General features: G+C 45.6%; 25 protein-coding genes. 15 read left to right on the top strand and 10 right to left on the bottom strand.

Translation table 11 applies throughout. The features are described 5' to 3' along the window. Positions 1–164 precede the first annotated feature (164 nt). The 10 genes from BREVNS_RS09395 to BREVNS_RS09350 all read left to right on the top strand — a co-directional run bounded on the left by BREVNS_RS09395 (position 165) and on the right by BREVNS_RS09350 (position 10036). Positions 165–698, top strand: coding sequence for a thermonuclease family protein (locus tag BREVNS_RS09395; RefSeq protein ID WP_483426749.1), 534 nt, complete (start codon positions 165–167; stop codon positions 696–698). Between the two features lie 5 nt (positions 699–703). Then, on the top strand, positions 704–2350 hold the full coding sequence (locus BREVNS_RS09390) for a sensor domain-containing diguanylate cyclase (protein ID WP_483426748.1): 1647 nt from the start codon (positions 704–706) through the stop codon (positions 2348–2350). Between the two features lie 623 nt (positions 2351–2973). Continuing rightward, positions 2974–3219 carry a hypothetical protein gene (locus tag BREVNS_RS09385; RefSeq protein WP_483426747.1) on the top strand — a complete coding sequence of 82 codons (246 nt, stop codon included), beginning with the start codon at positions 2974–2976 and terminating at the stop codon, positions 3217–3219. 464 nt (positions 3220–3683) lie between these two features. Beyond that, complete coding sequence (locus BREVNS_RS09380) at positions 3684–4565, top strand: M23 family metallopeptidase (RefSeq protein ID WP_483426746.1); 882 nt, start codon at positions 3684–3686, stop codon at positions 4563–4565. Between the two features lie 112 nt (positions 4566–4677). Then, positions 4678–5217: an N-acetylmuramoyl-L-alanine amidase gene (locus BREVNS_RS09375; protein ID WP_483426745.1), complete on the top strand. Its 540-nt coding sequence runs from the start codon at positions 4678–4680 to the stop codon at positions 5215–5217. Between the two features lie 132 nt (positions 5218–5349). Further along, complete coding sequence (locus BREVNS_RS09370) at positions 5350–6510, top strand: RNA-binding domain-containing protein (RefSeq protein ID WP_483426744.1); 1161 nt, start codon at positions 5350–5352, stop codon at positions 6508–6510. A 54-nt stretch (positions 6511–6564) separates the two neighbouring features. Continuing rightward, positions 6565–7410: a sugar phosphate nucleotidyltransferase gene (locus BREVNS_RS09365; RefSeq protein WP_483426743.1), complete on the top strand. Its 846-nt coding sequence runs from the start codon at positions 6565–6567 to the stop codon at positions 7408–7410. A gap of 286 nt (positions 7411–7696) precedes the next feature. Continuing rightward, a complete protein-coding gene (locus BREVNS_RS09360; RefSeq protein ID WP_483426742.1) occupies positions 7697–8581 on the top strand; it encodes an ABC transporter substrate-binding protein in 885 nt (294 codons plus the stop codon). Then, positions 8559–9323 carry an ABC transporter permease gene (locus BREVNS_RS09355; protein ID WP_483426741.1) on the top strand — a complete coding sequence of 255 codons (765 nt, stop codon included), beginning with the start codon at positions 8559–8561 and terminating at the stop codon, positions 9321–9323. The genes BREVNS_RS09360 and BREVNS_RS09355 overlap by 23 nt, the downstream gene beginning before the upstream one ends. Beyond that, positions 9320–10036 (top strand): ATP-binding cassette domain-containing protein, encoded by a 717-nt coding sequence (locus BREVNS_RS09350; RefSeq protein WP_483426740.1) that lies wholly within the window; start codon positions 9320–9322, stop codon positions 10034–10036. Before BREVNS_RS09355 ends, BREVNS_RS09350 begins: the two co-directional genes overlap by 4 nt. Here BREVNS_RS09350 and BREVNS_RS09345 read toward each other — a convergent pair. From BREVNS_RS09345 to BREVNS_RS09305, 9 genes are all read right to left on the bottom strand, one after another. Then, positions 9994–10386 (bottom strand): diacylglycerol kinase family protein, encoded by a 393-nt coding sequence (locus BREVNS_RS09345; protein WP_483426739.1) that lies wholly within the window; start codon positions 10384–10386, stop codon positions 9994–9996. The genes BREVNS_RS09350 and BREVNS_RS09345 overlap by 43 nt on opposite strands. Next, a complete protein-coding gene (locus tag BREVNS_RS09340) occupies positions 10386–12464 on the bottom strand; it encodes a 6-bladed beta-propeller (RefSeq protein ID WP_483426738.1) in 2079 nt (692 codons plus the stop codon). The genes BREVNS_RS09345 and BREVNS_RS09340 overlap by 1 nt, the downstream gene beginning before the upstream one ends. A 119-nt stretch (positions 12465–12583) precedes the next feature. Next, entirely contained in the window at positions 12584–13951 is a 1368-nt protein-coding gene (locus BREVNS_RS09335) for a UDP-N-acetylmuramoyl-tripeptide--D-alanyl-D-alanine ligase (RefSeq protein ID WP_483426737.1), read from the bottom strand. 9 nt (positions 13952–13960) lie between these two features. Beyond that, positions 13961–14530 carry an alkaline shock response membrane anchor protein AmaP gene (amaP, locus tag BREVNS_RS09330; RefSeq protein ID WP_483426736.1) on the bottom strand — a complete coding sequence of 190 codons (570 nt, stop codon included), beginning with the start codon at positions 14528–14530 and terminating at the stop codon, positions 13961–13963. Next, positions 14499–14804 (bottom strand): Asp23/Gls24 family envelope stress response protein, encoded by a 306-nt coding sequence (locus BREVNS_RS09325; RefSeq protein WP_483426735.1) that lies wholly within the window; start codon positions 14802–14804, stop codon positions 14499–14501. The genes amaP and BREVNS_RS09325 overlap by 32 nt, the downstream gene beginning before the upstream one ends. A 10-nt stretch (positions 14805–14814) precedes the next feature. Further along, a complete protein-coding gene (accC, locus tag BREVNS_RS09320) occupies positions 14815–16158 on the bottom strand; it encodes an acetyl-CoA carboxylase biotin carboxylase subunit (RefSeq protein WP_483426734.1) in 1344 nt (447 codons plus the stop codon). Between the two features lie 12 nt (positions 16159–16170). Further along, entirely contained in the window at positions 16171–16617 is a 447-nt protein-coding gene (locus BREVNS_RS09315; protein WP_483426733.1) for an acetyl-CoA carboxylase biotin carboxyl carrier protein, read from the bottom strand. Positions 16618–16640: 23 nt separating this feature from the next. After that, positions 16641–17201: an elongation factor P gene (efp, locus tag BREVNS_RS09310; RefSeq protein WP_483426732.1), complete on the bottom strand. Its 561-nt coding sequence runs from the start codon at positions 17199–17201 to the stop codon at positions 16641–16643. Positions 17202–17218: 17 nt separating this feature from the next. Further along, complete coding sequence (locus tag BREVNS_RS09305) at positions 17219–18292, bottom strand: aminopeptidase P family protein (protein ID WP_483426731.1); 1074 nt, start codon at positions 18290–18292, stop codon at positions 17219–17221. A 393-nt stretch (positions 18293–18685) separates the two neighbouring features. Here BREVNS_RS09305 and BREVNS_RS09300 point away from each other — a divergent pair, with 393 nt between their 5' ends. The 4 genes from BREVNS_RS09300 to hydF are packed head-to-tail and all read left to right on the top strand — an operon-like array spanning position 18686 to position 22655. Next, positions 18686–18982: a TM1266 family iron-only hydrogenase system putative regulator gene (locus tag BREVNS_RS09300; protein WP_483426730.1), complete on the top strand. Its 297-nt coding sequence runs from the start codon at positions 18686–18688 to the stop codon at positions 18980–18982. Next, positions 18942–20345 (top strand): [FeFe] hydrogenase H-cluster radical SAM maturase HydG, encoded by a 1404-nt coding sequence (hydG, locus tag BREVNS_RS09295; RefSeq protein WP_483426729.1) that lies wholly within the window; start codon positions 18942–18944, stop codon positions 20343–20345. The genes BREVNS_RS09300 and hydG overlap by 41 nt, the downstream gene beginning before the upstream one ends. Further along, the gene (hydE, locus tag BREVNS_RS09290; protein WP_483426728.1) at positions 20332–21417 is read left to right on the top strand and encodes a [FeFe] hydrogenase H-cluster radical SAM maturase HydE; all 1086 of its coding nucleotides are present in this window, start codon (positions 20332–20334) and stop codon (positions 21415–21417) included. Before hydG ends, hydE begins: the two co-directional genes overlap by 14 nt. Before the next feature lie 17 nt (positions 21418–21434). After that, positions 21435–22655: a [FeFe] hydrogenase H-cluster maturation GTPase HydF gene (gene hydF / locus BREVNS_RS09285; RefSeq protein WP_483426727.1), complete on the top strand. Its 1221-nt coding sequence runs from the start codon at positions 21435–21437 to the stop codon at positions 22653–22655. 106 nt (positions 22656–22761) lie between these two features. Here the strand turns inward: hydF and BREVNS_RS09280 are convergent, their stop codons facing one another. Continuing rightward, the gene (locus tag BREVNS_RS09280; protein WP_483426726.1) at positions 22762–23490 is read right to left on the bottom strand and encodes a response regulator transcription factor; all 729 of its coding nucleotides are present in this window, start codon (positions 23488–23490) and stop codon (positions 22762–22764) included. A gap of 385 nt (positions 23491–23875) precedes the next feature. On the opposite strand from BREVNS_RS09280, the gene fliD reads away from it, so the two are divergent. After that, the gene (fliD, locus tag BREVNS_RS09275) at positions 23876–25918 is read left to right on the top strand and encodes a flagellar filament capping protein FliD (RefSeq protein ID WP_483426725.1); all 2043 of its coding nucleotides are present in this window, start codon (positions 23876–23878) and stop codon (positions 25916–25918) included. The last annotated feature ends 257 nt before the right edge of the window (positions 25919–26175 follow it).

Below are 26175 nucleotides of genomic sequence, written 5' to 3'. Positions count from 1 at the left end.
CCCTCCTTTTTTACCCTGATATATTATAGCATATTTCTGAGAAAAAGCAACCCAAAAAGAATACAAGGAACACATTCCCCATATTGAAAACTTGACTTTTCTTCAATCAAAGGATATACTATTTTCCAGAAGGTTCTGATAGGCAGGGTGCAAAGGGGGATAAGATGCGAATCCTTTTTCTTCTCCTCTTCTTCTCCCCTCTCTGGGGAGCATGGGTTTCTCAAACCGCCATCGTGAAAGAAATTATAGACGGGGATACAATCAAAGTCAGTCTCTCAAAAAACACCCTCACCACCGTACGACTCCTCTATGTCGATTGTTTTGAAACATCTCGGGGCGGAAAAATGACCTCCGATATCAAAAAATTACGCACTTCTGGATATACCGTGAGTGAAAAAGCCCTTCTTTCCAGAGGCTTAGAAGCGAAAAGGTGGCTTATCACCAGACTTCCCCCACAAACCACAGTACGTCTCGAATGGGACAATGCAAAGCCAAACGATCGGTATGGGAGACTTTTAGCCCTTGTCTATACCCTTTCTCCGGAGAGTTGTATCAACGAAGAACTCATCCTCACAGGACTTGCCCGTCCTTACTTTGTCGGGAAAACGCCGGAAAACCACAGAAAACGGATAGAAAATGCCTATAACCAGGCTATAATTACAGGAAAGTGGCAATGGCTCGAAAAGACCAGGAAGTAAGAGATATGGCAAAAACTCGTTTAGAAGCCCTTGGTTTTGATCCTGTGGAATTTGCCTCTGCCCTTTTTGAACATAGTGACCTTGCCATCTTTTTGGTCCGTGTGCATGGTCCAAAAGATTTCACCTATAGTGGACTCAATCCCACCCATGAGAGACTCACCGGCCTGAGAAGCGAAACCATCAAAGACAAACATCCTCATGATTTTCTTCCACCAGACCTCGCTGATACCATCGTCGCTCACTATGAAGAGTGCCGACAAAAAAGGGGTACCATCTGGTACGAAGAAACTATCCCCTTTGAAGGCAAAGACACCTTCTGGATTACAAGACTCATCCCCCTTTTCGACGAAAAGGGAAACGTTTCCCGTATCATTGGGGCTTCGATCGACATCAATGAACAAAAATCCATGGCAGAAGAGCTTCTTCAACTGGTGGAGTTCAATCAAACCATCATCTCCATCTCTCAGATGGGACTTCTCATCTTTGACAAAAGTGGCCACTGCATCTCTCTCAACGAATCCGCTCAGGCTATTTTTGGTATCACCAATCGTGAGGAATTTTTCTCTCACCATTTTCAGGATTTTCATCCCCTTCATGCCACACGATGGGATGAACTCTGGACAAAGAAGCACTTTTTTCCAGAAGTCCATTTCCAGAACGCCCAAGGAGAAGAAAAATGGATCATTCTCCAGAGTTTTCCCTACCACCACGGGAAAAAAGATCTTCTTATTGTCAGTGCTACAGATATTACCGAAATCAAGCGCCAGCAAGAGGAACTTGAGGAAAAAAACAGGCTTATTATGTCCCTTCTTCGTCACCTTCCCAATCCTGTGGCCTCTTTCCGTGAAGACAAAAGTCTCTGTTTCCATAACGAACAATTTGCTCAGGAGTTTTCCTTTCTCCATCCGGAAAATGGAATCACCACGATTGATGACGTACAAGAAGCCCTCTCCATTCCAAAGGACCATGTGTATCCCTTTCGAAAGGGCCATGAAATCCTTGAGGTCACCATCAAAAACCACAAAAGGTCAAAACACTATCTTCTTGAACAGTATCGAATTGGAGAAAGCGACACTGCCTCCTGTCGAATCCTCTGGAGTTTTTCCAATATCACTTCCCAGAAGGATCTCATCCGAAAACTGGAGAAAGAACTCCACCGGGATTTTCTCACAGGGCTTTACAACCGACGCGGTATGGAGGAGATTCTCCCGACCGAATGGAAAAGATCCCAGCGGGACAAACTCCCTGTTTCTCTTTTGATGCTTGATATTGACTTTTTCAAAAACTATAACGACTCTCTGGGTCATGCCAAAGGAGACTTGTGTCTAAAAGAGGTCGCCTCTGTGCTCAAGGAGTCCTGCTATCGACCCGGGGATTTCATCTTCCGTTATGGGGGGGAAGAGTTTTTGATTCTTCTCACCAATACCTCTATAGAAGGAGCCTTTCTTGTCGCCAAACGCATCCAGGAAAACTTGGCCAAAAAAGCTATTCCCCATCCAGCTTCGCTTGTTTCCTCTTCTGTCACGGTAAGTATAGGGATTGTCTCCCCTTCTCCCATCGAAGTTTCCTGGCAAAACGCCATTCAACTCGCTGATCAGGCGCTCTATCAGGCCAAAAAAACAGGAAGAAACCGAATTACACGAATTGCCTGAAAAGGAAAGAATAAATATCATACAGTTTTAGTGAAACACTGTACCATACCAAGGTGTCGTTCTACACACATACAGAATGGTTATCTTCACACAAACACTGAATACTTGTTCAACCATCTTTTTTCTCAGTTTTAGGTTCTTTTTGTTACCCATCTTCCTTTTTTCCACGAAGCGCTCATTTTCAGTTGAAAGTTAAAAGTTCATAAAGTTTATAAAGTTGAGCATAAAACGCCTCTGCTCTCGCATGTGCCTCGGATGGAAGTTCGGCCGCTTTTGCGGGCCATGGGAGGATGTTTCTCTTGGGAGGGAAAGTCCTTCCTCCGTGGGCGACCTCAACTCGTCCTCCTGACTTCGGAAGAAGCACTTCCGTGCGGGACAAAAGGGGCTCCGCCCCTTTTGAAATCCCCGCCCCGCCCCTGCGGCGGTTTCTGTAGCATTCCATCCACCGTCTCACCTTGCTGGCTTGGAGAAAAACCTGTAGCCTCGCTCTCTTCTGTAGCCGCCCGGGGACAGACCTCCCTGTCTGACCCCGGGCTTCCTCGCCACCTCCTGTGGCGACACCGGCAGGAGAATGGAGCTTTCTCCCACCAGCCCGCAGGGCTTCTCCTCCTATCGGGGCTTCTATGACGGCGCACCGCAGGCAGGGACGGGGTGAGACCTTCTCACACCTCACACCGCAGGCAGGGGCGGGGTGGGGCTATGGCGATGTTTCAGCAAGAAGGGTGTTGTGGGGAGATAGAAGAACCAAGGCTATCACCATATTTCAGCTAACGAAACCTTCTCAGATTATTGGAGGGGATGCAAAACAATCGGCTATTACCTTATTTCCGCTAAATACTCCATTGGTTAAACGTTTAACCAGTCTCTAAACAGAATAGAGCCTCATGGCTATTACCACATTTCAGCTAAGGTCATGCAAACGTGGGCTAATGGCTATTACCATGTTTCAGCAAAATAGCCGTTGGGTTAAAAGTTTAACCGATCTCTACACAGAATAGAACCCTGTGCCTATCACCCTGTTTCAGCCAAGGTTATGCAAACGTGAGCGAGTAGCTATTACCATGTTTCGGCAAAAACCTCCACTTCTGGCTGAAACATAGTGATAGCCATGTCTTGCCGCCATGTTTTCAAGACAAACTTTTCCCCATTCGCGTATCATAAGAGCAAGTTTCTGGGTTGTTTCCCCTCTTTGTCAAATATGGAGATAGGTATTCAGTTTCATATGTGGAACGACACACTGTGCCATACCAGGGGGACGACAAAAACACGAAAAATTGCTTTTTTCCTCATTTTCCCTTATACTATTCCGATATTTTTGAGAGGAGAAAGCATCATGCACTCAAAGGCCCGTCTTTTTTTGATAATCCTGACCGTTTTTGTGCCCCTAGCAGGCATTGCCAAAGTTTCTCTGATAACCAATCGTAGTGGTCAGGAATGGACATTCGCAGCAAAAAATGAGTACGCCTGTCCTGTCCAGGTACTTTTGCGATACACCAATCAAAATGGCAATGAAGAAATCATTCATCATGTTATCCCTGCCTATTCCGAGCAGATAGTCCTTGTCCTCAGCAACAAAAACCTCCCCACGTTTCGCTTTGCCTATGAACTTGGTGATCCTTTCTTAGAACCCGAAGATGTAGAATACTGGCTTCCTCTTGCACCTGGTCAGGTGGTACGGGTGACACAGGGATACAAAACCCGTTTCTCCCACAAAGGCAAAAATGCCTATAGTATTGATTTTGCCCTGGCTATTGGGACACCAGTGTATGCAGCCCGTGACGGGGTTGTGGTGCTTGTCAAGGATAGCAGTCGATGGGGCGGAAATCGCAAAGCCTATCGAGGGCTTGCCAACTATATTGTGATTTATCACAATGATGGAACATTTGCCCACTATGTTCATCTCAAATACAAAGGTTCTGTCGTCAAACCAGGGGATCGCGTCTCAGCCGGACAGCTCATTGGTTACAGTGGAAACACGGGATGGACAAAGGGCCCCCATCTCCATTTCATGGTAACACGAACAGGGTACATGGATCGTTTTTCCATCCCGACAAAATTTTACTCTGCAACTGGACCTCTCACCAATCTGATGGCCAAACATTTTTATGCTGTTGAACATCCGTCTGTCAATATAGCCGTTCTCCCCCAGACCAACACCAACTCTCTTGCTCTTGATGCCATGGGTGAAGATGAGGGAGATGTAGGTGCCCCGTAATCTGGCCATTTTTTTCCTTTTCTGGCTGTGGTGCCTCCCTCTTTTTGGACTTGCCTATAGCAATCTTTTAGGAGAAGTCAGTCCTCACCGTTTGAACCTGACAAGAGAGTATATGAAAGACCATTATGGCATTGATTCATACCTTCTCATCAACCCTCAGATGATAGTGATTCACTATACGGTTACCCCGGATCTCCCCTCTACCCTCAAGATATTTCTCCCCGACGAACTTCCAGCGGGGTCTCGACCAGAACTCTCTCCTTATGGGAGAGTGAATATCGGGGTACATTTTCTTGTAGATAAAGAGGGTAGTATTTACGCTTTTCTTCCCCTGTGGATGGCAGGCCGACATACCATCGGTTTTAACCACACGGCCATTGGTATAGAAAACATAGCCAAAAATAGCCGGGATCTCACAGAGGCTCAACTTGAAGCCAATGCAAAACTTGTAAAAGAACTGGTGGACACTTTTCCTTCCATTCAATATCTCATCGGTCACCATGAGTATATGAACACCAACCTTCCCCACTTTTCTCTCTACAGGGAAAACTATCCCCACTACCGTACAGAAAAGTTTGATCCCGGTCCTCGTTTTATGAGAAGACTCCGGGAAATCCTCAAAAACAGATACCATATTCATCTTCTTGATTAATCAATTCACAACACATTCCTGATTGACTTTTCCCTTTCTCTTCAGTATACTAACTATAAGAAAGAAGAGGTTTATTTACCTTGTTCTATATATACAAAAGCTTGCTATATATTTTTGAAAAAGGGAGGTAGAATGGAAGAGAAAGATATTCTTGAACTTATTCAAAGAGGAGAAAGTAGTACAGTTCAATTCAAAGAAAATATAACCAATGAAATAAGCATCGCCCAGGAGATGATTGCTTTTGCCAATACAGAAGGAGGCATTATTATCATAGGAGTTCACGATAAAACGTGGGAAATAACAGGACTTTCAAAAGACGATATAAACCGACTCAACAATCTTCTTGTGAATGCAGCTGAACAACAAATAAAACCGCCGCTTTACATTACCACTGAAAACTTTCTCATAAACAACAAACGTGTTCTGGTAGTGAAAGTACCAAAAGGAACCTCTATTCCATACAAAGATAAAGATGGAGTTATTTGGGTCAAGAATGGTGCTAACAAGAGAAAAGTAACAAGCAACGAAAAATTAGCAAGACTTTTACAAACATCGGGCTATCCCTATGCAGAAGAACGACTTTTAGAACATAGTTCCCTTACTGATCTCAATAAACTAAAATTTGCTGATTTTTACAACAACCTCTATGGAGAAGAATTAACCGAAGAAGAAATTGAGAAACATATTACCAATCTTCGTTTAGGAAAAGATGGCAAACTCAATGTAGCAGGAGCTCTTCTTTTTGGAAAAAATCTTCAAAAACTTCTTCCTTCTTTTCACATCACCGCTATCTGGTTCTGGGGAAATGAAATAACAGAAACCTCTTATCGCAGTAGCGATAACATTTATGGTACCCTTGATGAATTATACAGGAAGGGATTTGATTTCATTATCTCCAAACTAAACCGGATACAACCTAAAGAAAAAGGTTTCAATAGCATTGGTGAATTAGAAATCCCCGAAATTGTGATAAAAGAATTGCTGGTGAATGCTCTTATCCATCGAGACTATTTTATAAATGATTCTATCAAAATTTTTGTTTTTGAAAACAGAATTGAAATTATCAGTCCAGGCTCTCTTCCAAATAATCTCACCGAAGAACAGGTTAAAAAAGGTATTCGACGAACGAGAAATCATATTATCGCTTCGTTTTCGCCGTATCTCCTGGATTATAGAGGAGCCAGCAGTGGTATTCTTCGAGCCATAAAAGCATACCCGCATTTTGATATCAAAAACGAAAAAGATAACGAAAGGGTTGTGGTTACTATTTACAGACAATTCATTCCTCATTGACTTTTCTCCTTTCCTGCACTATACTATACGCTATCCTGAAAGCATGGAGAACGTATGAAAGGAATCATTGTTGCCGCCGGCTACGGGAGCCGGTTTTTGCCTATCACCAAAACCCTTCCAAAAGAGATGCTTCCCCTCTACGACAGAACCCTCCTTGACCTGATCCTCGACGAATTTGAAGAAGCTGGTATTCGGGATGTCCTGGTGATTACCAGCCGGAGAAAAAAGGTCCTTGAAGACTACCTTGATCGGGAGGTGGAATTAGAAGAAGTGTTCAAAAGAGAAGGAAAAACCAAACACCTTGAAGCCATTCGCCCACGAAACCTCAATATCTCCTTCGTCCGCCAGCAGGAGATGAAAGGAACAGGTCATGCCCTTCTTCTTGCCAAACCATGGATAAAAGATGAACCTTTTCTTGTTGCCTACCCTGACGATATTGTTCTTTCCACTCCTGGATTGTCCAGCCGGCTCATCACTACCTATCAGAAAAAAAATGCCAACTATCTTGTTGTTCGTGAAGAACATGAGAACATCAGTCGCTATGGGGTTATCGATGGGAAACCAGAAGGAGACACCCTCTCTGTCTCCCGTATCGTAGAAAAACCAAAAAAAGAAGAAGCCCCCACCCACTGGGTTTCTATTGGACGTTATCTTTTTGAACCCGAACTCTTTACTCTTTTAGAAAAGGGATGGCAAAAACATACCTCAGGTGAATTCTACCATATTGACGCCATCAACACCCTGGCGCAACAAGGAAAAATGCGGGCTCTTCCCCTCACAGGGACAATGTTAGATACAGGGGAACCCGAAAGTTATCTTTACTCCCTTCTCCTCTATTGCAAGCAACACCCTGTAGCCTCTACGATACTCCATCGCTTTTTTGAGGAGCACTATCAGTAATATAGGCAAAAAGCCCTGCTTGAGACCTTTGCACGAATGTGCGAAGGTCTCAAAAGAAGGAATAAAAAACAAAAAATAGCATAAAAATATTCCTTACCGCAATAAATAAACCTATTTTTGGCTAAAAAAGACAAATAAGCCCTTGTAAACAGAAAAAGCGGGGAAGAGGGGCGTAGCCCCTGACCCAAACAGGGGAAGAAAACACCCGTGCAAGGGTCTCGGTTTTATAAAGACTTGCCTTTTCAAAACAGGCAAGGTATCTTTTATACAGATTAAGGAGGTAAGCATGAAATTCTGGATGTTTCTTCTTCCTGGAATGGTATTCAGCCTCACCATTTATAGTCCCAAGGCTGCCCCCGCCCTTCCCCTTCTCCGTTTGACCAACCAGATAACGGTCATATTCTATCAGGATGTCACCACCGAAATCCTGCCAAAGATCGTTCAGCATGAAGAGGCCCTGTTTATCATTCCGGCTAATGTGGCTGCCAAACTCTATCAAAGAACCCCTGATCTCAGGCTGATAGGAATCACCTCGACAGGGATGCTTGCCCTTCTCACTACCAACCAGACATACACCAACTGGCAGGACTTAGCCGGAAAACAGGTGCATATCGGATCTCCGGGTTCTTCCCCGGATATGGTGAGCCGTGTCCTTTTTCGAATGAAGGGAATAAAACCAGAGATTGTTTACGGAGATTCCCCGCAGATCGCTCAACTCATGATTGCAGGCAAAATAGAAAACGCCGTTCTGCCGGAACCACTGGTCTCCCTCGTTCTTTCTAAAAACCCCCAGGTACGTCTTTTCAAAGTCTATCGGGAAGAATGGAACCAGATATTTTCCACAAGAAGTGGGGTACCTCAAACCGCCATTGTCTCTTTTGCAGGCTTTCTCTCCCGCCATCAAAGAGAAATGGTAAGCTTCTTCCAGGCCTATCAAAAAGAAGTGGCCTGGGTCAATGCCAATCCGGCTGAAGCAAGTAAACTCGGCGTGGTAGGGCTGGGACTTCAGGTTCCTCCTGAGGTGATTGAAAAGTCCATCCCACGAATGGGGCTTACCTACCTCCCTGCTCGTATGATACGACAGGAAGTTCTGACCTATTTCAAGGCCCTCAAGGACACTGATGAACAAGTCCTAGGAAACATTCCCGATGACAACTTCTTTGCGTGGTAAACTCTTCTTTGCCAGCGGGCTACTTGTCCTTTTCATCCTCTGGTGGATAAGTAGCCTTCTGGCCGGTTCTTCTCTCTTGATTCCTTCTCCCTGGACAACCCTTCAGCAGATGATAATCATCGTACAATCTCCTGAAAATTATTCTCATATTGCCCACACCTTTGGACGCCTTTTTGGAGGGTTACTCTTGAGTGCTTTGCCGGGAATCATTCTCGGTATTGCGGCGGGGAAACATCCCCCTCTTTTTGCCTTTTTTCAACCCCTCATTCTGTTTTTTCAGAGTATTCCCGCCATTGTATGGATGCTTCTCCTTCTTCTCTGGCTTCCCAAGGATACATCGCCCCTCTTTCTTGTTTTTCTCACCACCTTTCCCCTCTGGTTTCTGAATACACGACAGGCTATCCTGAGTAGCTCCTCAGAACTGAAAGAAATGGCTGATGTTTTTGCTCTCACAGGCTTACGACGTCTTGTTGCCCTCTACCTTCCTTCGCTTGTTCTCTCTTTTTTCACCAGTCTCAGAGCCACTATTTCCCTTTCTCTCAAGGTTGTAGTGATGGCTGAAGTCCTGGCCTTTCCCAAAGAGGGTATGGGAAGTAAACTCTTCTGGGCCAAAACCTACGTCAATATAGAAGAACTTTTTGCCTGGGCTGGACTTCTTTTTCTGTGCGGATGGCTCATTGACCATCTCATTATTTCCGTTCTCTCTCAACTCAAAAACTATTTTGCCTTAGAGGACGTATGATTCTCTGCCAAGACATCACCAAACGCTTCGGGGAACAGGTGATCTTTGAGCACTTTTCTCTCACCATCGAGCCGGGAATAACCGCCATCTTAGGACCATCTGGATGTGGAAAAACTACCCTTCTTCGTCTTGTGGCCGGTCTTGACATGCCGGAAGAAGGCTGGATTCATACAGTCCGACCGGTAGGTATGGTTTTTCCAGACCTGCGGTTAGTCGAATGGCTTTCTGTTTTAGATAACCTTCGCCTTGTCTCTCCCCATCTCTCTTTAGAACGCCTCCAGCATACTCTTCAAACCCTTGAGATTGAAAACGCCGGTAAACGCCTTGCCCACCTGAGCAGTGGCCAAAAGCAGAGGGTTGCCTTAGCGAGAGCCTGGCTTTTTGAGAGTAAGTGGCTTCTTCTTGATGAAGCCTTTCGTTCCTGGGATATAGGACTGAAACAGAGGCTTTTTCCCCTGCTCAGAGACTCCTGGAAAAAAGAAAAAGAGTACACCCTTCTTATCACCCATGATATTATGGAGGCTCTCATGATAGCCGACCGCTTGGTGATCTTTTCTTTTCCGCCGGTTTATCCGCTTGAGGATATGGGACTTTCCTTAGAAGAGAGCGAAAGAAAAAATCTCTCCCCGGAGCATCCCCTTTTCCAGGCTATTCGAAAGACAATCTCTCATCACTTCGATCCGATGAGTTTTATGACCACCTCCCAGAGATAGGGCCAAAAGACCGCCACCCCTACCCCGATACTCCCTACACTGGCCACAAAAACCGCCCCCGCCATACTGTCCTTGATACGCCGAATGGAAGCCTGTCTTTGAGGACTCACTATATCACACAATTCCTCTACAGCCGTATTGACAATTTCCAGACCCAAAACTAAAGAAATCGTCAAAAAAAGCACAGCCCATGCCGTCCAGTCAATACGAAAAACCACTCCCATCACAACGACAAGACAAGACACGACACAATGAAAACGGAAATTCCTCTCTCGAAGAAAAACCCGCCGAATCCCACGAAAGGCATACACAAAACTCTTCCACCACGGATGAGTATGTCGTCGAAACATTACGGTTGACCTGTCTGGGATTGACGAAACTTCATCTGCTCACGATTGAGATCAATAAGTTTTGGCCCAAACGGTGTGGAAAAGAGTTCGGGCACAAAATAGCCACTATCCACCACCCCTACAAAGTCCTTGTACTGAACCTTGAGTTTGAGATTCACCCAGAAATTGGGAAGCCCTCGAAGATTGAGACCATTATAAGCCACGACATACTCAAGGGGTGGAGCCTGCCGAATGGTCTCATATAACCGTACAATCTCCCGCATATCCTGAAGGGTATAGTACTTCCCAAAGGTACGGGAGGCCATCTGTTGGTAAAAGGGCTGACGACGACTGCCCATCTGGACCACATAGATAGGCACCGCATTCTGTTTGGCATAGGTGATAATCACATCAGGCTCGTAGGTGAGAAAAGAATCAAACGACGTATTTCCTGAGGTAAAATAGATGATGGCCTTGTTCAAGTTGACATTCAGGGTAGAGGTTACCGCCTGATACAGAGCCTTGTCTACATCTCGAAGGGTTCCCGCCGGATGCTTTGCCACTTTATCAAGAGTACCGAGAAGATTGGCTGCATAGGGACCGGTATCTATGTTTTCTGCACCAAGAAGAGTGAGATCCAGCTTGTCTGTTCCCTGCATTGGATCAATAATCTGTTTCAAAAACTCCTGCAACTCTTCCCGATATTTTGCCATGGTCTCATCCATCTCAATCACTATCTTGAGATACAACCTATCACGATAGTTATATGTCTGACCCAAACGAAGGAAGGGTACAAGGGTATTTTCCTCATAGAGGGCAATATTCTCCTGCCTCAGGTTGTAAATGGGATTGCCCTCCCTATCCCATACACGAAAATGCAAAAATATCCTCGGATACCTGTCCACCCATATCTGGGGAATAGACACCCCGAGATTCACATACTTCATCTGAAGAGGGGCATAAATAGCCATCTTGACACTATTGAAATCCGAAAGAAAAAGACGGTACTGCCTGTCCACCGCGACATCAAAGGGCTTATCAAGGACACGCTCCTTCATATCAACCGCTTCTGTCTCTTCAGTTTTGAGGTTGTACAGCACAATTCCCCGCTTGCTATCCACAATGTAGAGAAAATCATCCCTCAGTGTCATCCCTCGTGGTTCTTCGAGACCGGAAAGCTGAATCTCCTGCAAAAAATTTCCAAAAAGATCATACACCACAAGACGCTTGTTGCCCGTATCGCTTACAAAGAGTTTCTCTCCATTGACCACAATATCCGTGGGACGACTGAGTTCTCCCTCTCCTATCGTCTGGACCCATTCCCCCTCTGTGGTAAACTTCTGCACTCTATCGTTGCCATTGTCCACCACATAGATATACCCACGATGCACCACAATTCCCATCGGACCGGCTATATTAGACGATTGATACCCTCGACTTCCAAAAGAACCAAGCAGTTTTCCCGTGCGATTGAAAATGAAGATTTTGTCCTTCTCATAATCGGCCACATAAATCTTGTCATCAAAGAGAGCAATCCCCATCGGCACGGAGAGAACACTCCTGTCCCACCATTTTCGCCCAATGGTACGGATAACCCTTCCTGTATTGTCTATCTCAGAGATATAACGATTGCCCACGGAAGAGATCAGAAAGGTGTCCTCTTTCTCATCATAAAAGAGAAAACCCGGTCGAATCACCTTGTGAGCACCTTCCCTGAGCCCATCGTACACTCTACTCAGGATATAGTTTTCATAGAGCGTATAACTCTTGTCCATCGAGAGCTGGTAATAGAGATCGTTGAGACGCTGCTTCACCTGATAGGTAGCCCCGCCAAGTTGAACAAGATTCTCCCATTCCTCAATGGCCTGACGGGTGTAGCCTGCCTGGAGATAGGCCTCCCCGAGATAATAACGGGCTCTGTAGTTCAGCGGATCCAGATCCAGGGACTTCTGAAGCACCTGAATAGCGGCCTGATACTCCCGGTTGTAAAAACGAAGCATACCCACCCGAAATTCTTTCTCTGAAAGAATCTGACTCACTGTCTGAGCATAGAGTACACCCGCCACAAGACCAAAGAGAATCAGAAAGCCCTTTCTCATGCCTGCCTCCATCCATTTTCCCGCTCTCTCATTATAGCACAAAAGCAAAGAAAAATCCATATTGAGGAGACATACAATGCATTTGACTTTTTACCTTTGAAACAAACCCACCCTCTTTCCTACCCCTTCCTGAGCTCTTCCACCACCTCTTCTAACTTCATCCCATGAGAAGCCTTGACAAGAATGGTGTCTCCCGGTTGAAGAAGCGACCTGAGACTCCGGATGAGTTCCTGCTTGGAAGGAAACCAAAAGGCTAGCATCTGATTTTCCTTGAGCTTTTCAAAGGCATATCGAGACTCCTCTCCATGAAGAATCACAAGATCCGCCACCTGATTGGTCACCATGACTTCTCCTATCATCTCATGGAGAGAACGAGAATGCTTCCCGAGTTCTAACATATCCCCAAGGATGGCCACACGACGACCGGGCAGATCCTTCAAGAGAAAAAGCGCCGCCCGCATAGAAGATGGATTGGCATTGTAGGCATCATTGATGATGGTCCAGTTTGATGTCCGGATAACCTCACTCCGTCCACTCACAGGCTGAAAATCCTCAATTGCCTTCACCGCCTGCATCATATCCACCCCAAAGTACTCCGCCACCTTGAGAGCAATAGCGAGATTGGTGATATTGTGCCTTCCCGGTAAACGAAAACGAAAACTCATCCCCTGATAGTAGAGAAGATAGCCATCAAGCCCAAGATTTTCCATGATGGTAATCTCATCAGGAATCACATCCTCCACCGGAACAGGAGAGAGTTTCTTGTGATAACTATAGAACTCATCATTTCTGTTGAGAAAAGCCACCCCATACTTGGGCATCATGCCCTTGAAGATTTCTCCTTTTGCACGGGCAATATTATAAAGAGAGCCTAAATTCCCGATATGAGCATACCCTATATTGGTAATCACCGAAGCATAGGGATGAACAATAGAAGACAGATAACCAATCTCCCCCAAATGATTCATCCCCATTTCCAGAACAAGAAAATGAACCCCCTCTTTCGCCTCAAGCACCGTCAGGGGAAGTCCAATATCATTATTCAGGTTTTTCTTGGTAGAGTGCACCTGATACTTGAGAGAGAGAAGGTAGCTAATCAGTTCCCGCGTGGTGGTTTTTCCAGAACTCCCTGTTATAGCTATCACCTTGGCATAGAGATACTTGCGGTATTCTCTTGCCAGGACCCCAAGGGCTTTGCGACTATCCTTCACCACAAAGAATATCCCCGGTGGAAGGTTCTTTCGAGTCTTTCTATAAAAAGCCCTCTCCACAATGAAAACCTTCACCCCTTTGTGAACACAATCGTAGATAAAATCATGACCATCAAAACGTTCACCCGGGATAGCTACAAAACACTCCGAAGGCTGAATAGTCCTGGAGTCAAGAGAAAAGGCCGTCACCCCAAGCGGCTTCTCAGCAAGATTCTCCACATAGAGCGCAAAATTATTGAGCGTCAAAACGTCTCTCAGCCATACTAAGCTAAACATCCGTTTTCCTTACCGGTAGCGAACCGTTTTGTGAGATTCCCCCCCAACAAAAGCGTTCACCTGCAGGTGAAAACGTTTGATATCTTTGATCCCAAAGGTAGAGAGAAGCATCTGAAGAATATCCTGCTGAAGCTTTTCCCCATACTCCCGACAGGACTTCTCAGAAGCCAAAAGCACATGAATATCGAGAGCCACAAAACGCCTCTTGAAAATAGCCACACTCACATCACAATCCACTACCTCAGGAAGTTGTTCAAGCTGCTCTACAAGATACCCCTGTATAGCCACCTTGTGAATCTCAAGTTCCCCATACGGCGTCCGAACATAAATCGTATGGCTATAAAAATGTTCATAGTACCACCAGGCCGCTGCGACAAGACCCATCAGCGTCAAAACCCAGCCCACAACTCCCAGAAACGTCCAGGGAGACATACCAGTGGAAAAATGAATAGCCTGTTCAAATGGAAGCTGAGAACTTCGACTCACAATCACAAGAAACAAAAGCCCAACAAAAACCACCACTATCCAGGCTACTTGAATGAGAATATTAAGCACTTTGCTTTTCGACCGATTCGTCATACAGACCCCTTACGGTTATTTTACTATGGCGAAGATCAAGACCAGCAAGTTTCTCAAGTGTCGTTTTCAGTTTCTGGTGGAGTTTTTCCGTCGTTTCAAGCATATTCAGACCGACTTTCATCTCAATATCCAACTTCACATCAACCTGACGAAAACCAGCAAAAGAAACCACCACCGGCCTTTTTTTACCGGCAAGCCGGACACTCCCGAACTCCTGAACCGTCCATTTCACTAAGTCTTCCACCGCCTTTCTGGTAATAACAAATTTTTCCATACCTTCCTCTTTATTTGAGTTTGAAGTTTTCCATAAACTTCGTGGAGTAGTTCCCCTTGATAAAATCTGGATTGTCCATCATCTGACGATGAAAGGGTGCCGTGGTTTTAATCCCTTCTATGCGCATCTCATCAAGAAGTCGACGCATACGGGCAATAGCTTCCTGTCTATCACGCCCCCAGGCAAGTACCTTGGCCACGAGCGAGTCATAATATTTTGGAATCTCATAGCCCGCATAGATATGACTATCAATCCGAATACCAGGCCCTCCCGGAAAGTGAAGTTCAGTAATCTTTCCAGGCACAGGCATAAAGTTCATATAAGGATCCTCGGCATTGATACGACATTCAATCGCATGACCATTTACCTTGAGATCCTCCTGTTTGAAGGAGAGCTTTTCCCCCATAGCCACAAGAATCTGTTCCTTGATGAGATCAACACCGGTGATAAGTTCGGTCACAGGATGTTCTACCTGAATACGGGCATTGACTTCCATGAAGTAGAATTGCTGACTCTCCTCATCAAAGAGAAACTCCATAGTACCTGCCCCATAGTATCCGGCATGAAGGGCACCACGACAGGCTGCCTCACCCATTTTTTTGCGAATCTCAGGAGAAAGAGCAGGGCTTGGTGCCTCTTCAATAAGCTTCTGATGCCTGCGCTGAATAGAGCAGTCTCTTTCAAAAAGATAAACCGCATTTCCATGCTTATCGGCAATAAACTGGATTTCAATATGGCGGGGATTCTGAAGGTACTTTTCTACATAGACATCTGGATTCCCAAAGGCGGTTTGCGCCTCCGCCTGAGCAATAGGAAGAATACTGGCAAGTTCATCATCAGACCAGGCCACACGCATTCCCTTTCCACCACCACCAGCCGTAGCCTTCACAATCACCGGATAACCCACCTCATGAGCAAACTTCATGGCTTCTGAAACATCCTTGATGATACCAGTTCCAGGCGTAATCGGCACACCTACTTCACTCATGGTCTTTCTGGCCGATGCCTTGTCTCCAAGAAGTTCTATAGCCTCAGGGGTCGGCCCGATGAAGGTAATATTATGATCCCGACAAATCCTGGAAAACTTGGCATTCTCCGAAAGAAACCCATACCCTGGATGCACCGCATCCGCGCCTGTAATCTCAGCCGCACTGATAATAGCAGGAATATTCAGATACGAATCTTTGGAAAGAGCAGGACCGATACACACATCCTGATCGGCTAACCGCGTATGAAGACTATCCTTGTCCGCCTCAGAATGAATGGCCACTGTTTTTATACCCAACTCTTTGGCTGCTCGAATCACACGAACGGCAATCTCTCCACGGTTCGTCACCAATATTTTCTTTATCATCGCATCCTCCTCTTATACCTCAAGCCGGAAAAGGGGCTGCCCATATTCAACAGGCTGACCTTCTTCTACCAGAATCTCCTTCACCTTCCCATCATACTCACACACCACATCCTGAAGATGGCCCAGCACACGAACATGCGCAATCACATCACCTTTCTTCACGGTATCACGGAGTTTCACATAGGCTTCCTTGGTTTTGGGGTTCAAACGTGTAAACACTCCTACCCATTTCGAAGTCACATCCTGAATAGGGGGTTCTGAAGAGACAGGCTTTGCCTCCGACGAAGGGGATGGAGCCGCAACCGGTGCCGGGGAGACTACCGCTGGGGTAACCACGGGTGCCTTCGCCTGCCCAGCTACCATTCTTACCTTCAGCTCACCATGCTGAAACTCTATCTCACCAACATCAGCCTCTTCAAAAAGAGTATATAACTCTTTCAATTCCTTTACTGAAAACATGTTCACACCTCCAACTTCTTTCTTTACTTCACGCGTTCAATATAACGGTCATCACGTGTATCAACACGAATCTTTTCACCAACCTGCACAAAGAGCGGCACCTGAACCACGGCTCCCGTCTCAAGCGTGGCTGGCTTTGAGCCCCCACTCACCGTATCCCCACGCAAACCAGGATCTGTCTCCACAATCTCGAGTTCTACAAACATAGGGGGTTCTACCGCAATCACCTGTCCATCGTAAAAGGAAAGGTTACATATCATCTCGTTCTTGAGATATTTTGCCGCCTCGTCCACAACCTCTTCAGACACATGAAACTGTTCATAACTCTCCGTATCCATGAAAACATACTCTTCACCTTCCTTGTAGAGAAGCTGAGCAGGTCTGGTCTCCACCATCACATCCTCTAAATCCTCTCCTGCTCGAAAGGTTTTTTCCACTACAGCATCACGGAGAAGATTTTTGAGTTTTGTACGAACAACCGCTCCACCTTTTCCAGGTTTGTGATGCTGAAACCATATCACTTTGTAAAGTTCTCCATCAATCTTGATCACTGTCCCTTTGCGAAGGTCATTCGACGATATCATATATCTTCCTCCATCTATTACACATCATACTCAGCCTTAGTCAATACTTCTCCCCCGTTTTTCCGTACCACCACCATATCCTCAAGGCGAATGCCAAAGCCCTCTTCAGGGAGATAAATACCCGGCTCCACGGTAAATACCATCCCCTCTTTGAGCACCTCCTTGCATCCAAAGCGAAGATAGGGGTCTTCATGAATCTCCACCCCTACTCCATGGCCCGTCGAGTGCCAGAAATTGGCCGCATACCCTGCCTTCTCAATAACTCGATAGGCAGCAGCATGTACCTCCTCGGCCAATACCCCAGGTCTTACCACGGCTTCGGCTGCCTTGAGTGCCTCCTCTACAATACTCCTTACCTCAAGGATTTTTGGTTTCTTTATTTTAACGGGAGAAAAACATCTTGTAAAGTCAGAACAATACCCATCCTTCAAAACCCCAAAATCAAACATCACAATATCGTTTTTTTCAATCATACGAGAAGAAGCTGTTCCATGAGGAAGGGTAGTCCTATACCCTGAAGCCACAATAGGCTCAAAGGAAAACGCCTTCGCTCCCTTCTTTTTGAGAAAATACTCAAGCTCAGCCGCCAGTTCCTCCTCTCGTTTACCCGGCTTTGTCTGCCTCAGAATATAATAATACCCCCACTCCGTAATCATGAGATTTTGCTTGATAATCTCTACCTCCATCTCATCCTTCACCATCCGCATCTCTTTCACCACCGAGGTTTCTCCATACTCAAGACCCGGCACCTGAGAGGCCAAATATTCATAGAGAGAAAAAGGAAAACGACTCTTGTCCACAAGAAGCCTTTTTACCGCCTCATCCTGTATGAGAGAAAGGACATTTTCTTTTCTTCCGCGTGTTCCCTCAACCAACAGAAGATGGTAGGGTATTTTCACCTCATACTTCAGCTGTTCTGTATAACGCCTGTCGGTAATGAAAAAAACTTTTGTCGGTGTTATCCCCACAAAGGTATCATCACCAGTAAACCCCGTGAGATAAAATACCTCTTCCCTCTGTAAAACAAGAAGCGCTTCCCCACTGGAGAGACTCTGCTGAACCCTCGAGATCCGCTTTGCAAAATCAAACATCCCATACTCCTTCAAGGTGGTATATTATAGCGAAAAAGAGTATTTCCGTCAATTTCTCAGAAAAAGACTCGCAAAAACCTTCCCACTTTTTCGCTTATTTTTCCCTATTTTCTTCAATATCTCATTCGAGAAAAACTGTCATTTTCTTTCACGACCCTTGCTATTCCCATGTTTCAGCAAAAAACGCCAAAAAGCTGAAATAAGGAAATAGCTTCTCATCAACCCTCCCCACAACATCTCCTTCACATATTTTTTATTTATATGAATACCTCTTTCTTTTTTTTCTTTCCCCTATTGACAAAAGGCGTTCTCTCAGATATACTCAAACATATCTGAGAGGTGGACCCTTCCCCCTCAAGGAGGCAAACCCAATCAAGTCCAGAGGGAGGCCTGATGGACAAGAGAATCGGTATCATCGGCATCATGATTGAGAACTTCTCACAGGTTCCTGTTGTTTCCCGTATTCTGGGAGAGTATAGCGACTGTATTCTTGGCAGACAGGGAATGAACCTTCGCGAAGAGCATCTCCGTGTCATCTCTCTCATTGTAGAAGCCACCACTGATGAAGTAGGGGCTCTCACAGGCAAATTGGGTCGTCTCCCCGGGGTCAGGGTCAAATCCATCCTCTCACGAACAAGGGAGGAAAAAGATGCGGACACTGACCGAGACGTCATTCATCCCAAGGGATGAACTGTACAACAGGCTTGAAGACGCTCAAAAACTCTATACAAAAGACAAACTTCAGGATATTCTCCACGAGGCTCTGAAACTCAAAGGGCTTTCTCTCGACAAGGTGGCTCTCCTTCTCCAGGCAGAAACAGAAGAAGATATCCGTCTCATTCTCTCTACCGCCCATCAGGTAAAAGAAGCCATTTACGGCAAACGAATGGTGCTTTTTGCACCCCTTTATATAGGCAACTACTGTTCAAACAATTGTCTCTACTGCGCTTTTCGAAAAGACAATACCGCTCTCGGACGGGCAAAACTGACCTACGAAGAGATTGAAGAAGAAACGAAAATGCTTCTGAGACAGGGACACAAGCGCATCCTTATGCTCACGGGTGAGGATGAACGCACACCACTTGACTACTTTTTAGAGGCCATTCGACGAGTGTATGCCACACGAGATGAGAGAGGTTCATCTATCCGCCGGATCAATGTGGAGATTGCCCCCCTTGATATTGATGGTTTTCGTCGCCTCAAGGCAGAAAAGATAGGAACCTATGCCTGTTTTCAGGAGACATACGATGAAATACTCTACAAAAAATACCACCCTTCTGGTCCAAAATCGGACTATCTCTGGCGACTTTTTGTGATGGATAGGGCTATGGAAGGGGGTATTGATGATGTTGGCATAGGTGTTCTCTTTGGACTGGCTGACTATCGCTTTGAGGTACTTTCGCTTCTTGTCCATGCCTACCATCTTGAGAGAAAATTCGGGTGCGGTCCTCATACGGTAAGTGTTCCCCGTATTGAACCAGCCGAGGGAGCCCCTCTCTCGACCCATATTCCCTATCCTGTTTCCGATAGAGATTTCAAAAAGATTGTGGCTATTATTCGATTGGCCCTCCCCTATACGGGTATCATTCTCTCCACCAGAGAAAGTGAAACCCTCCGCCAGGAACTCTTTCACTATGGAGTGAGCCAGATCTCCGCCGGCTCAAGAACCAACCCTGGAGCCTACTCTCATCCAGAAGAGAAAACAGGAAGCCAGTTCTCCCTGGGTGATCACCGAAGTCTTGATGAGGTCATCTCAGCCCTCATTGATGATGGTTTTATTCCTTCCTTCTGTACCGGCTGTTATAGAAAAGGACGGGTAGGCCAGGATTTCATGGACCTTGCCAAACCCGGGCTCATCCAGAAATTCTGCATGCCCAATGGGCTATTCTCTTTTAGAGAATACTTAGAAGACTATGCCTCTCCCCAAACAAGAGAAAAAGGGCTCCGTCTCATCCAGCTTTTGGTCTCCGAGATAGAAGACAAAAACCTCAAAACAAGAACAGAAAAGGGCCTCTACGAAGTAGCCCAAGGAAAGCGCGATGTGTACTACTAAACCATTTTTCGATCCTCTTCATTTGACGGAACTCTCCTTTGATGCCCTGATGGAATGGTTGTTGTCAAGATCTACAACCGAACTCGTCTCTTTAGCCCAACAGGTATGTGCAGAGACTTATGGCAACAAAGTATTTCTCCGGGGACTCATTGAATTTTCCAATGAGTGTCTCTGTGATTGTCTCTACTGTGGTATCAGGAAATCCAACCACAAGGCGCAACGTTATACCCTGTCCGATGAGGAGATTCTCGAAACGGTGAAAAAAGGCCTCTCTTTTGGTTTCAAGACCTTTGTTCTCCAGAGTGGTGAGTATCGAATAGAACTTCCTGAACGGATGGCACGCCTTCTTTACCAACTCCGTCACATAACAGGAGAAGATGTCGCTTTCACGCTTTCCTGCGGTGTCTATCCTCGGGAAGTGTACCGAGAATGGAAAAAAGCAGGAGCAAACCGCTATCTCCTCCGCTTTGAAACCTCAGACGAATCGTTGTTTGCTCGTCTCTGTCCGGGCAAAACCCTCTCTAAAAGACTTCAGGCACTTGACGACCTCAAAGCAGAAGGCTATGCTGTAGGATCTGGCTTTATGGTGGGACTTCCAGGGGAGACGGTAGCCATACGACTCCGTAATGTCCTTTTGTGTCGTGAGCTTCAGTTAGAAATGGTAGGTATTGGGCCCTTTCTTCCCCACCCTGATACCCCCCTTGCTTCAGAGAGCCCCCTTCCCATAGAAGAAACCATCCGCATCACCGCCCTTCTGAGACTTCTTCTTCCATGGGCAAATATCCCGGCTACCACGGCGTCCGGCTCTCTCCACCCACAAGGAAGGGAGATGATGCTTGCCGCAGGGGCAAATGTCCTCATGCCCAATATCACTCCCACGGAAAAAAAACACCACTATCTCCTCTACCCCAACAAGATATGTCTTGATGAAGATGGCTGGGAGTGTCTTTCCTGTCTTTCCCTTCGTGTGGCATCCGTTGGAAAGGAGATTTCTTTTGAAAGAGGTGAGAGTATTTTGAGAGATTTCTCTTCTCCCTCTTTCTATTTCGAAAAAAAGCCTATTTCGCATTGAAACCAAGGAGGAAAACGATGACCCAAACCCCTCTGTCTGAAAGGATAAAACTGGTTCTTTTTGGCAAAAGAAACGCAGGTAAATCTTCTCTCATCAATACCATAGCCGAAAAACCCGTGGCTATTGTTTCAGCTTATGCCGGTACTACCACAGACCCTGTTTCTTTTCCGATGGAACTTCTTCCTTTAGGCCCCGTGGTTTTTGTGGATACCGCTGGTCTGGACGATGAAGGAGAGCTTGGCCATCTCCGAAAACAAAAAACCCTCGAAAGGCTCCGTCTCGCAGATGTGGGCATTTTTGTGACACCGGCACACGAACCCCTGAGTCCTGAGGAAAAAGAGATACTTGGAACCTTTATGAAAACCCACCGCCCCCTTCTCATTGTCTTCACCTTTTATGATGGAAATCTCCATCCTTCCAAACAGGAACTCACCATCCATCCGTGGGCTGGCGTTGACAACCTCACAGGACGGGGAAAAGAAGAGGTCAAAAAACGTCTCATCGAGATGAAAGATCTCATCCCACAGGAACCAGGTCTTCTTGATGGTCTTGTACAAGAGGGGGATTTTTTCCTCTTAGTTGTTCCTATCGATAGTGCTGCCCCCAAGGGAAGACTTATCCTTCCACAGGTAGAAACCATCCGGGAACTTTTAGACAGAAACTGTGGCGTCATGGTGGTCAAAGCAAACGAACTCAAAATCTTCTACAACAAATTAGGCATCAAACCTTCCCTCGTTATCACGGATAGCCAGGCTTTTCATCAGGTTGCTAAAGACCTCCCAGCTGACCAGAAACTCACCTCTTTTTCTATCCTTATGGCGAAGAAAAAGGGAGATCTTCTCCCCTTCATTGAAAGTCTCAGATATTTCTCCCACTTTCCCCAAAATGGCAAAGTTCTCATTCTCGAGGCCTGTAGCCACCACAGACAACCAGATGACATTGGGACTGTCAAAATTCCCCGCCTTTTTCATGAGAGAGTGGAACCCACGGCTACTTTTGCCTGGAAAAAGCACGTTGCCAGCTCAGAAGAGATAGAAGACTTTCACGGCGTTATTATGTGCGGGGGATGTATGGTCACAAGACGCCAGTATGAGTATACCATGTCCCTCATTCAACAAAAAAATATCCCTCTTCTCAACTATGGGCTTTTCTTAGCCTGGGTAAATGGCCTTTTGCCACGCGCTATTGAGATGTTTCCCGAGGTGTATGAGAGGTATAGGGAACTTTATAGACAATAAAGACATAGTCCTTGGAAATAGAGAAAACTGGATTTTCCGGAAAGCGCTTCTGATCAAAAAAAGGCGTCCACTTTGGTGGACGCCTTTTTCTTTGAAGAAAAAACCTTTATCCATCAATCAGCATATACCCTACACCAAAAATGGTTTTGATGTAGCGAGGCTGACGCCCTGTATCACCTATCTTCTCCCGGATATTCACAATATTGGTGTCCACCACCCTATCAGTGATGGTAATGTTGTCCTCCATGAACCAGACATTTTTCAAAAATTCTGCCCTTGGCACCACCCGTCCCTTGTTCAGATACAGAAGTCTCAACATACCGGCTTCTTTAGGAGTCAACATAATAGTCTCATCGCCTTTCAAAATCACCATACGGTCAAAGTCCACCTCAACTTCACCTACCCGAACAGGCCCATTCATGACCAGACGACCCTTTTTGAGCTCGGTACTTTTGATCTCCCTGACATAATTGGCCACGCGGAGCCTAGCTTTTAGGCGACAGAAGAGTTCCATGGTATCATAGGGCTTGCGGATAAAATCATCAGCACCCATATTGAAATAGTACACTGCCTTCTCCGGAGACACCTCATCAGACACCACCATCAGGGGAAGAGAGGGATTTCTCCTGCGAAGCTCCTGGAGAATCAAACCACCACGATTCCCCAACTGGCTCACGTCAATAACCACCACATCTCCCTGCGACACCAGATCAAAATCCACCTCGTCTGGATTTACCACACGGACACCAATAGGCGGCTCATGCAACTCAAGATGAGAAACAAGTTCCTGAACCCCACCGGCATCCTTCACCACTAAAAAAACCTTGTTTTCCATAGAGTCCTCCTTTTTTACCAAACCTCTGTAAGAAAATTTTAGCACGAAAGACAAAAAAAGTCAAATTCTTACTATAAAACAAACATATTAAGACCCTTGCACGGGTGCTTTCTTGCCCTTTTTAGGTCAGGGGCTACGCCCCTCTTCCCCGCTTTTTCTGTTTACAGGGGCCTATTTGTCTTTTTTATTCAAAAAGAGAGGATTATTTATTATTTCAAAGAATATTTTTATACTATTTTTTGTTTTTTATTACTTTTTTGAGACCTTTGCACATTCGTGCAAAGGTCTCATATTTTGCCGATACATTTTTCTTTCAAAAAACTCAACTTTTTTCCCTTTTTACCGATAGGAAGAGTGAGGGGAAAAGGGAAGCAAGGAGGCCCATATGCAAAAACGTTTTCTTGTGATGGGCATTTTTCTCGTCAGCACGCTATGGGGAGCATCTATTACCAATAAGCCTATTCTGAACCTTCCAGGAACAGAAAATAAATTTGACACCGAAGGCACCATCAAAAAATTAGTTGAGGTAAAACGCATCCCCATCCTGAAAAAACAGCAGGAAATTCAGGATCTCAAAATAGAGAATCAGATCATTCAGGATTTTGTGAGTTATCTGAGAGAATTAGACACGAAAAGCAAAAAACTCTACAGCTTTGAATCTCCCTTTGGGGATAAACTGGCAAACTCTACCGATGAATACAGTCTTTCGGCTATTGCTCAGAGAAAAGCAAAAAAAGACACCTACCAGATACGGGTTATCCAGATCGCCCAGGCAGATTCCTTTGCCAGCCGTTCTCTTTCTCGCTTTGATAATCTTCCTCCGGGAGACTTCTCCATTACCATGGGAGATACGACTGTCAAAGTTCGCTTCCGTGGAGGAAATATCTACCAGCTTGCCGAACAACTGAACCAGCAGGCCGCCGAGATCATCGAAGCCAAGGTCATCGCCGATACCCCTTCAACAGGGGTCCTTGTGATAACAGGCAAGAAAACCGGCCAGAAAAACAAACTCACCTTTTCAGGCAATCTTGATCCCCTCTTCAAAGCCGATATCCTCAAGATGGGAGAGGACAAAAAAGACATCTATACACCACCCCTGAACCGGTCTCTCACCAAAAAAGGAAATCCCATCATCTCTCCCTCATCCCTCACCCTCAAACCCGAATCAGAAGTGGATCTTCCCCTTCCCGACGGTCCAGAGATAAAAGAAAATACCTCCCTCATTTTTTCCATTGCTATCACCCCTCTTCCCGTGGAAGAGTCTCCTACAAACTACCTCCTGGACTTTCCGATTGAAAAGATGGAGAGTGTACAGGTGAGCAATGTCACCGTCGAAGGGGGAAGCCTCATTGTGTATTACGAAGAACCAAAGGCTCCCCCCGTGCGTATTTCCAACTTCCAGGACTATATAGCCGTCGAATTCAGCGACGGCCAGGTCCAATACCTTTCTCCCACTGCCTCAGGCACCTATTCCAATCAGATGGTGATGCAAAAGGGCAAAAAAATCGTCCGTCTCTACTTCAAAAACGCGAACACAGACAAACAGGTAACCATTCAAAATGTCTCCGTAGAGACGGTTGTCAGTGAAGGTGGTATTCAGGGGAAAAATCCTGTTTCCAAAGCACAGGACGCTATTTTCACGTTAGATGGAATTGAAGTCAAACGAGACAAAAATACCATCGACGATGTAATTGACGGGGTTTCTCTCACCCTCAAAAATCCCTCAAGCATGCCTGTCACCCTTACCATAGACCATGACTACGAAAAGATATATCAGGCCATCTTAGATTGGGTCCATGCGTACAATCAGGTTATGGAGTACTTGGCCATTGTCACCGCCCCTGACAAAGACAGAACCCCCCTCAGTGAACGAAGCCAGGAAACCCTCCGTAATGGCGTGTTTCAGGCCGATGTGAGTTTCAGCACCCTCCGAAGCAAACTGAGAACCATCGCTCAGAATGCTTACCCGACAGTCTATGGCAGAGAACTCACTGTCCTTGAACAGATTGGTATCTATACCAAAAAGGCTGGATCTTTTTCTACCAGCGACGAAGACTGGAATACCGCCAAAATGGGACTTCTCCAGGTGGATGAGAATAGACTCAAGGATGCCATCAGAACGAAAATTGACGGCGTAGAACAACTCTTTGCCTCTGATACCACGGGAGATATGGTGAAGAACGAAGGAATTGCGGTTCAAATCAACATCCAGCTGAGATACTCTTACGGTCCGGGAAGCTTCACCACGCTTCGCATGGACAGCAACAAACAAAAGATTGCCATCAAAGAAAAAGAGATAGAAAAAATGAATAGAGAATTAGAAGACTATGAACTCAAACTCCGCCAGGAATATGGCCGTATGAACCAGGCTATCCAGCAAAGCGAAGCTCAAAAGAAATGGCTTCAGGGACAATTCCCCAACAAGTAAACTAACCTCGTTTCACGAAGAGGCAAAAACCTCAAAAGGAGACCCTTGCACGGATGTTTTCTTTCCCTGTCTGGGTCAGGGGCTACGCCCCTCTCCCCCGATTTTTCTGTTTACAAGGGCCGGTTTGTCTTTTTTATTCAAAAAAATTGGTTTATTTATTACAACACGGAATATTTTGATACTAATTTTTGTTTCTTTATTACTTTTTTGAGACCTTTGCACATTCGTGCAAAGGTCTCAAAAGGTAACTCTTTTGC

The sequence above is a fragment of the Longinema margulisiae genome, from assembly GCF_025266855.1.
GTDB lineage: Bacteria > Spirochaetota > Brevinematia > Brevinematales > Thermospiraceae > Thermospira.
This window is presented reverse-complemented; position numbering and strand designations above follow the sequence as displayed.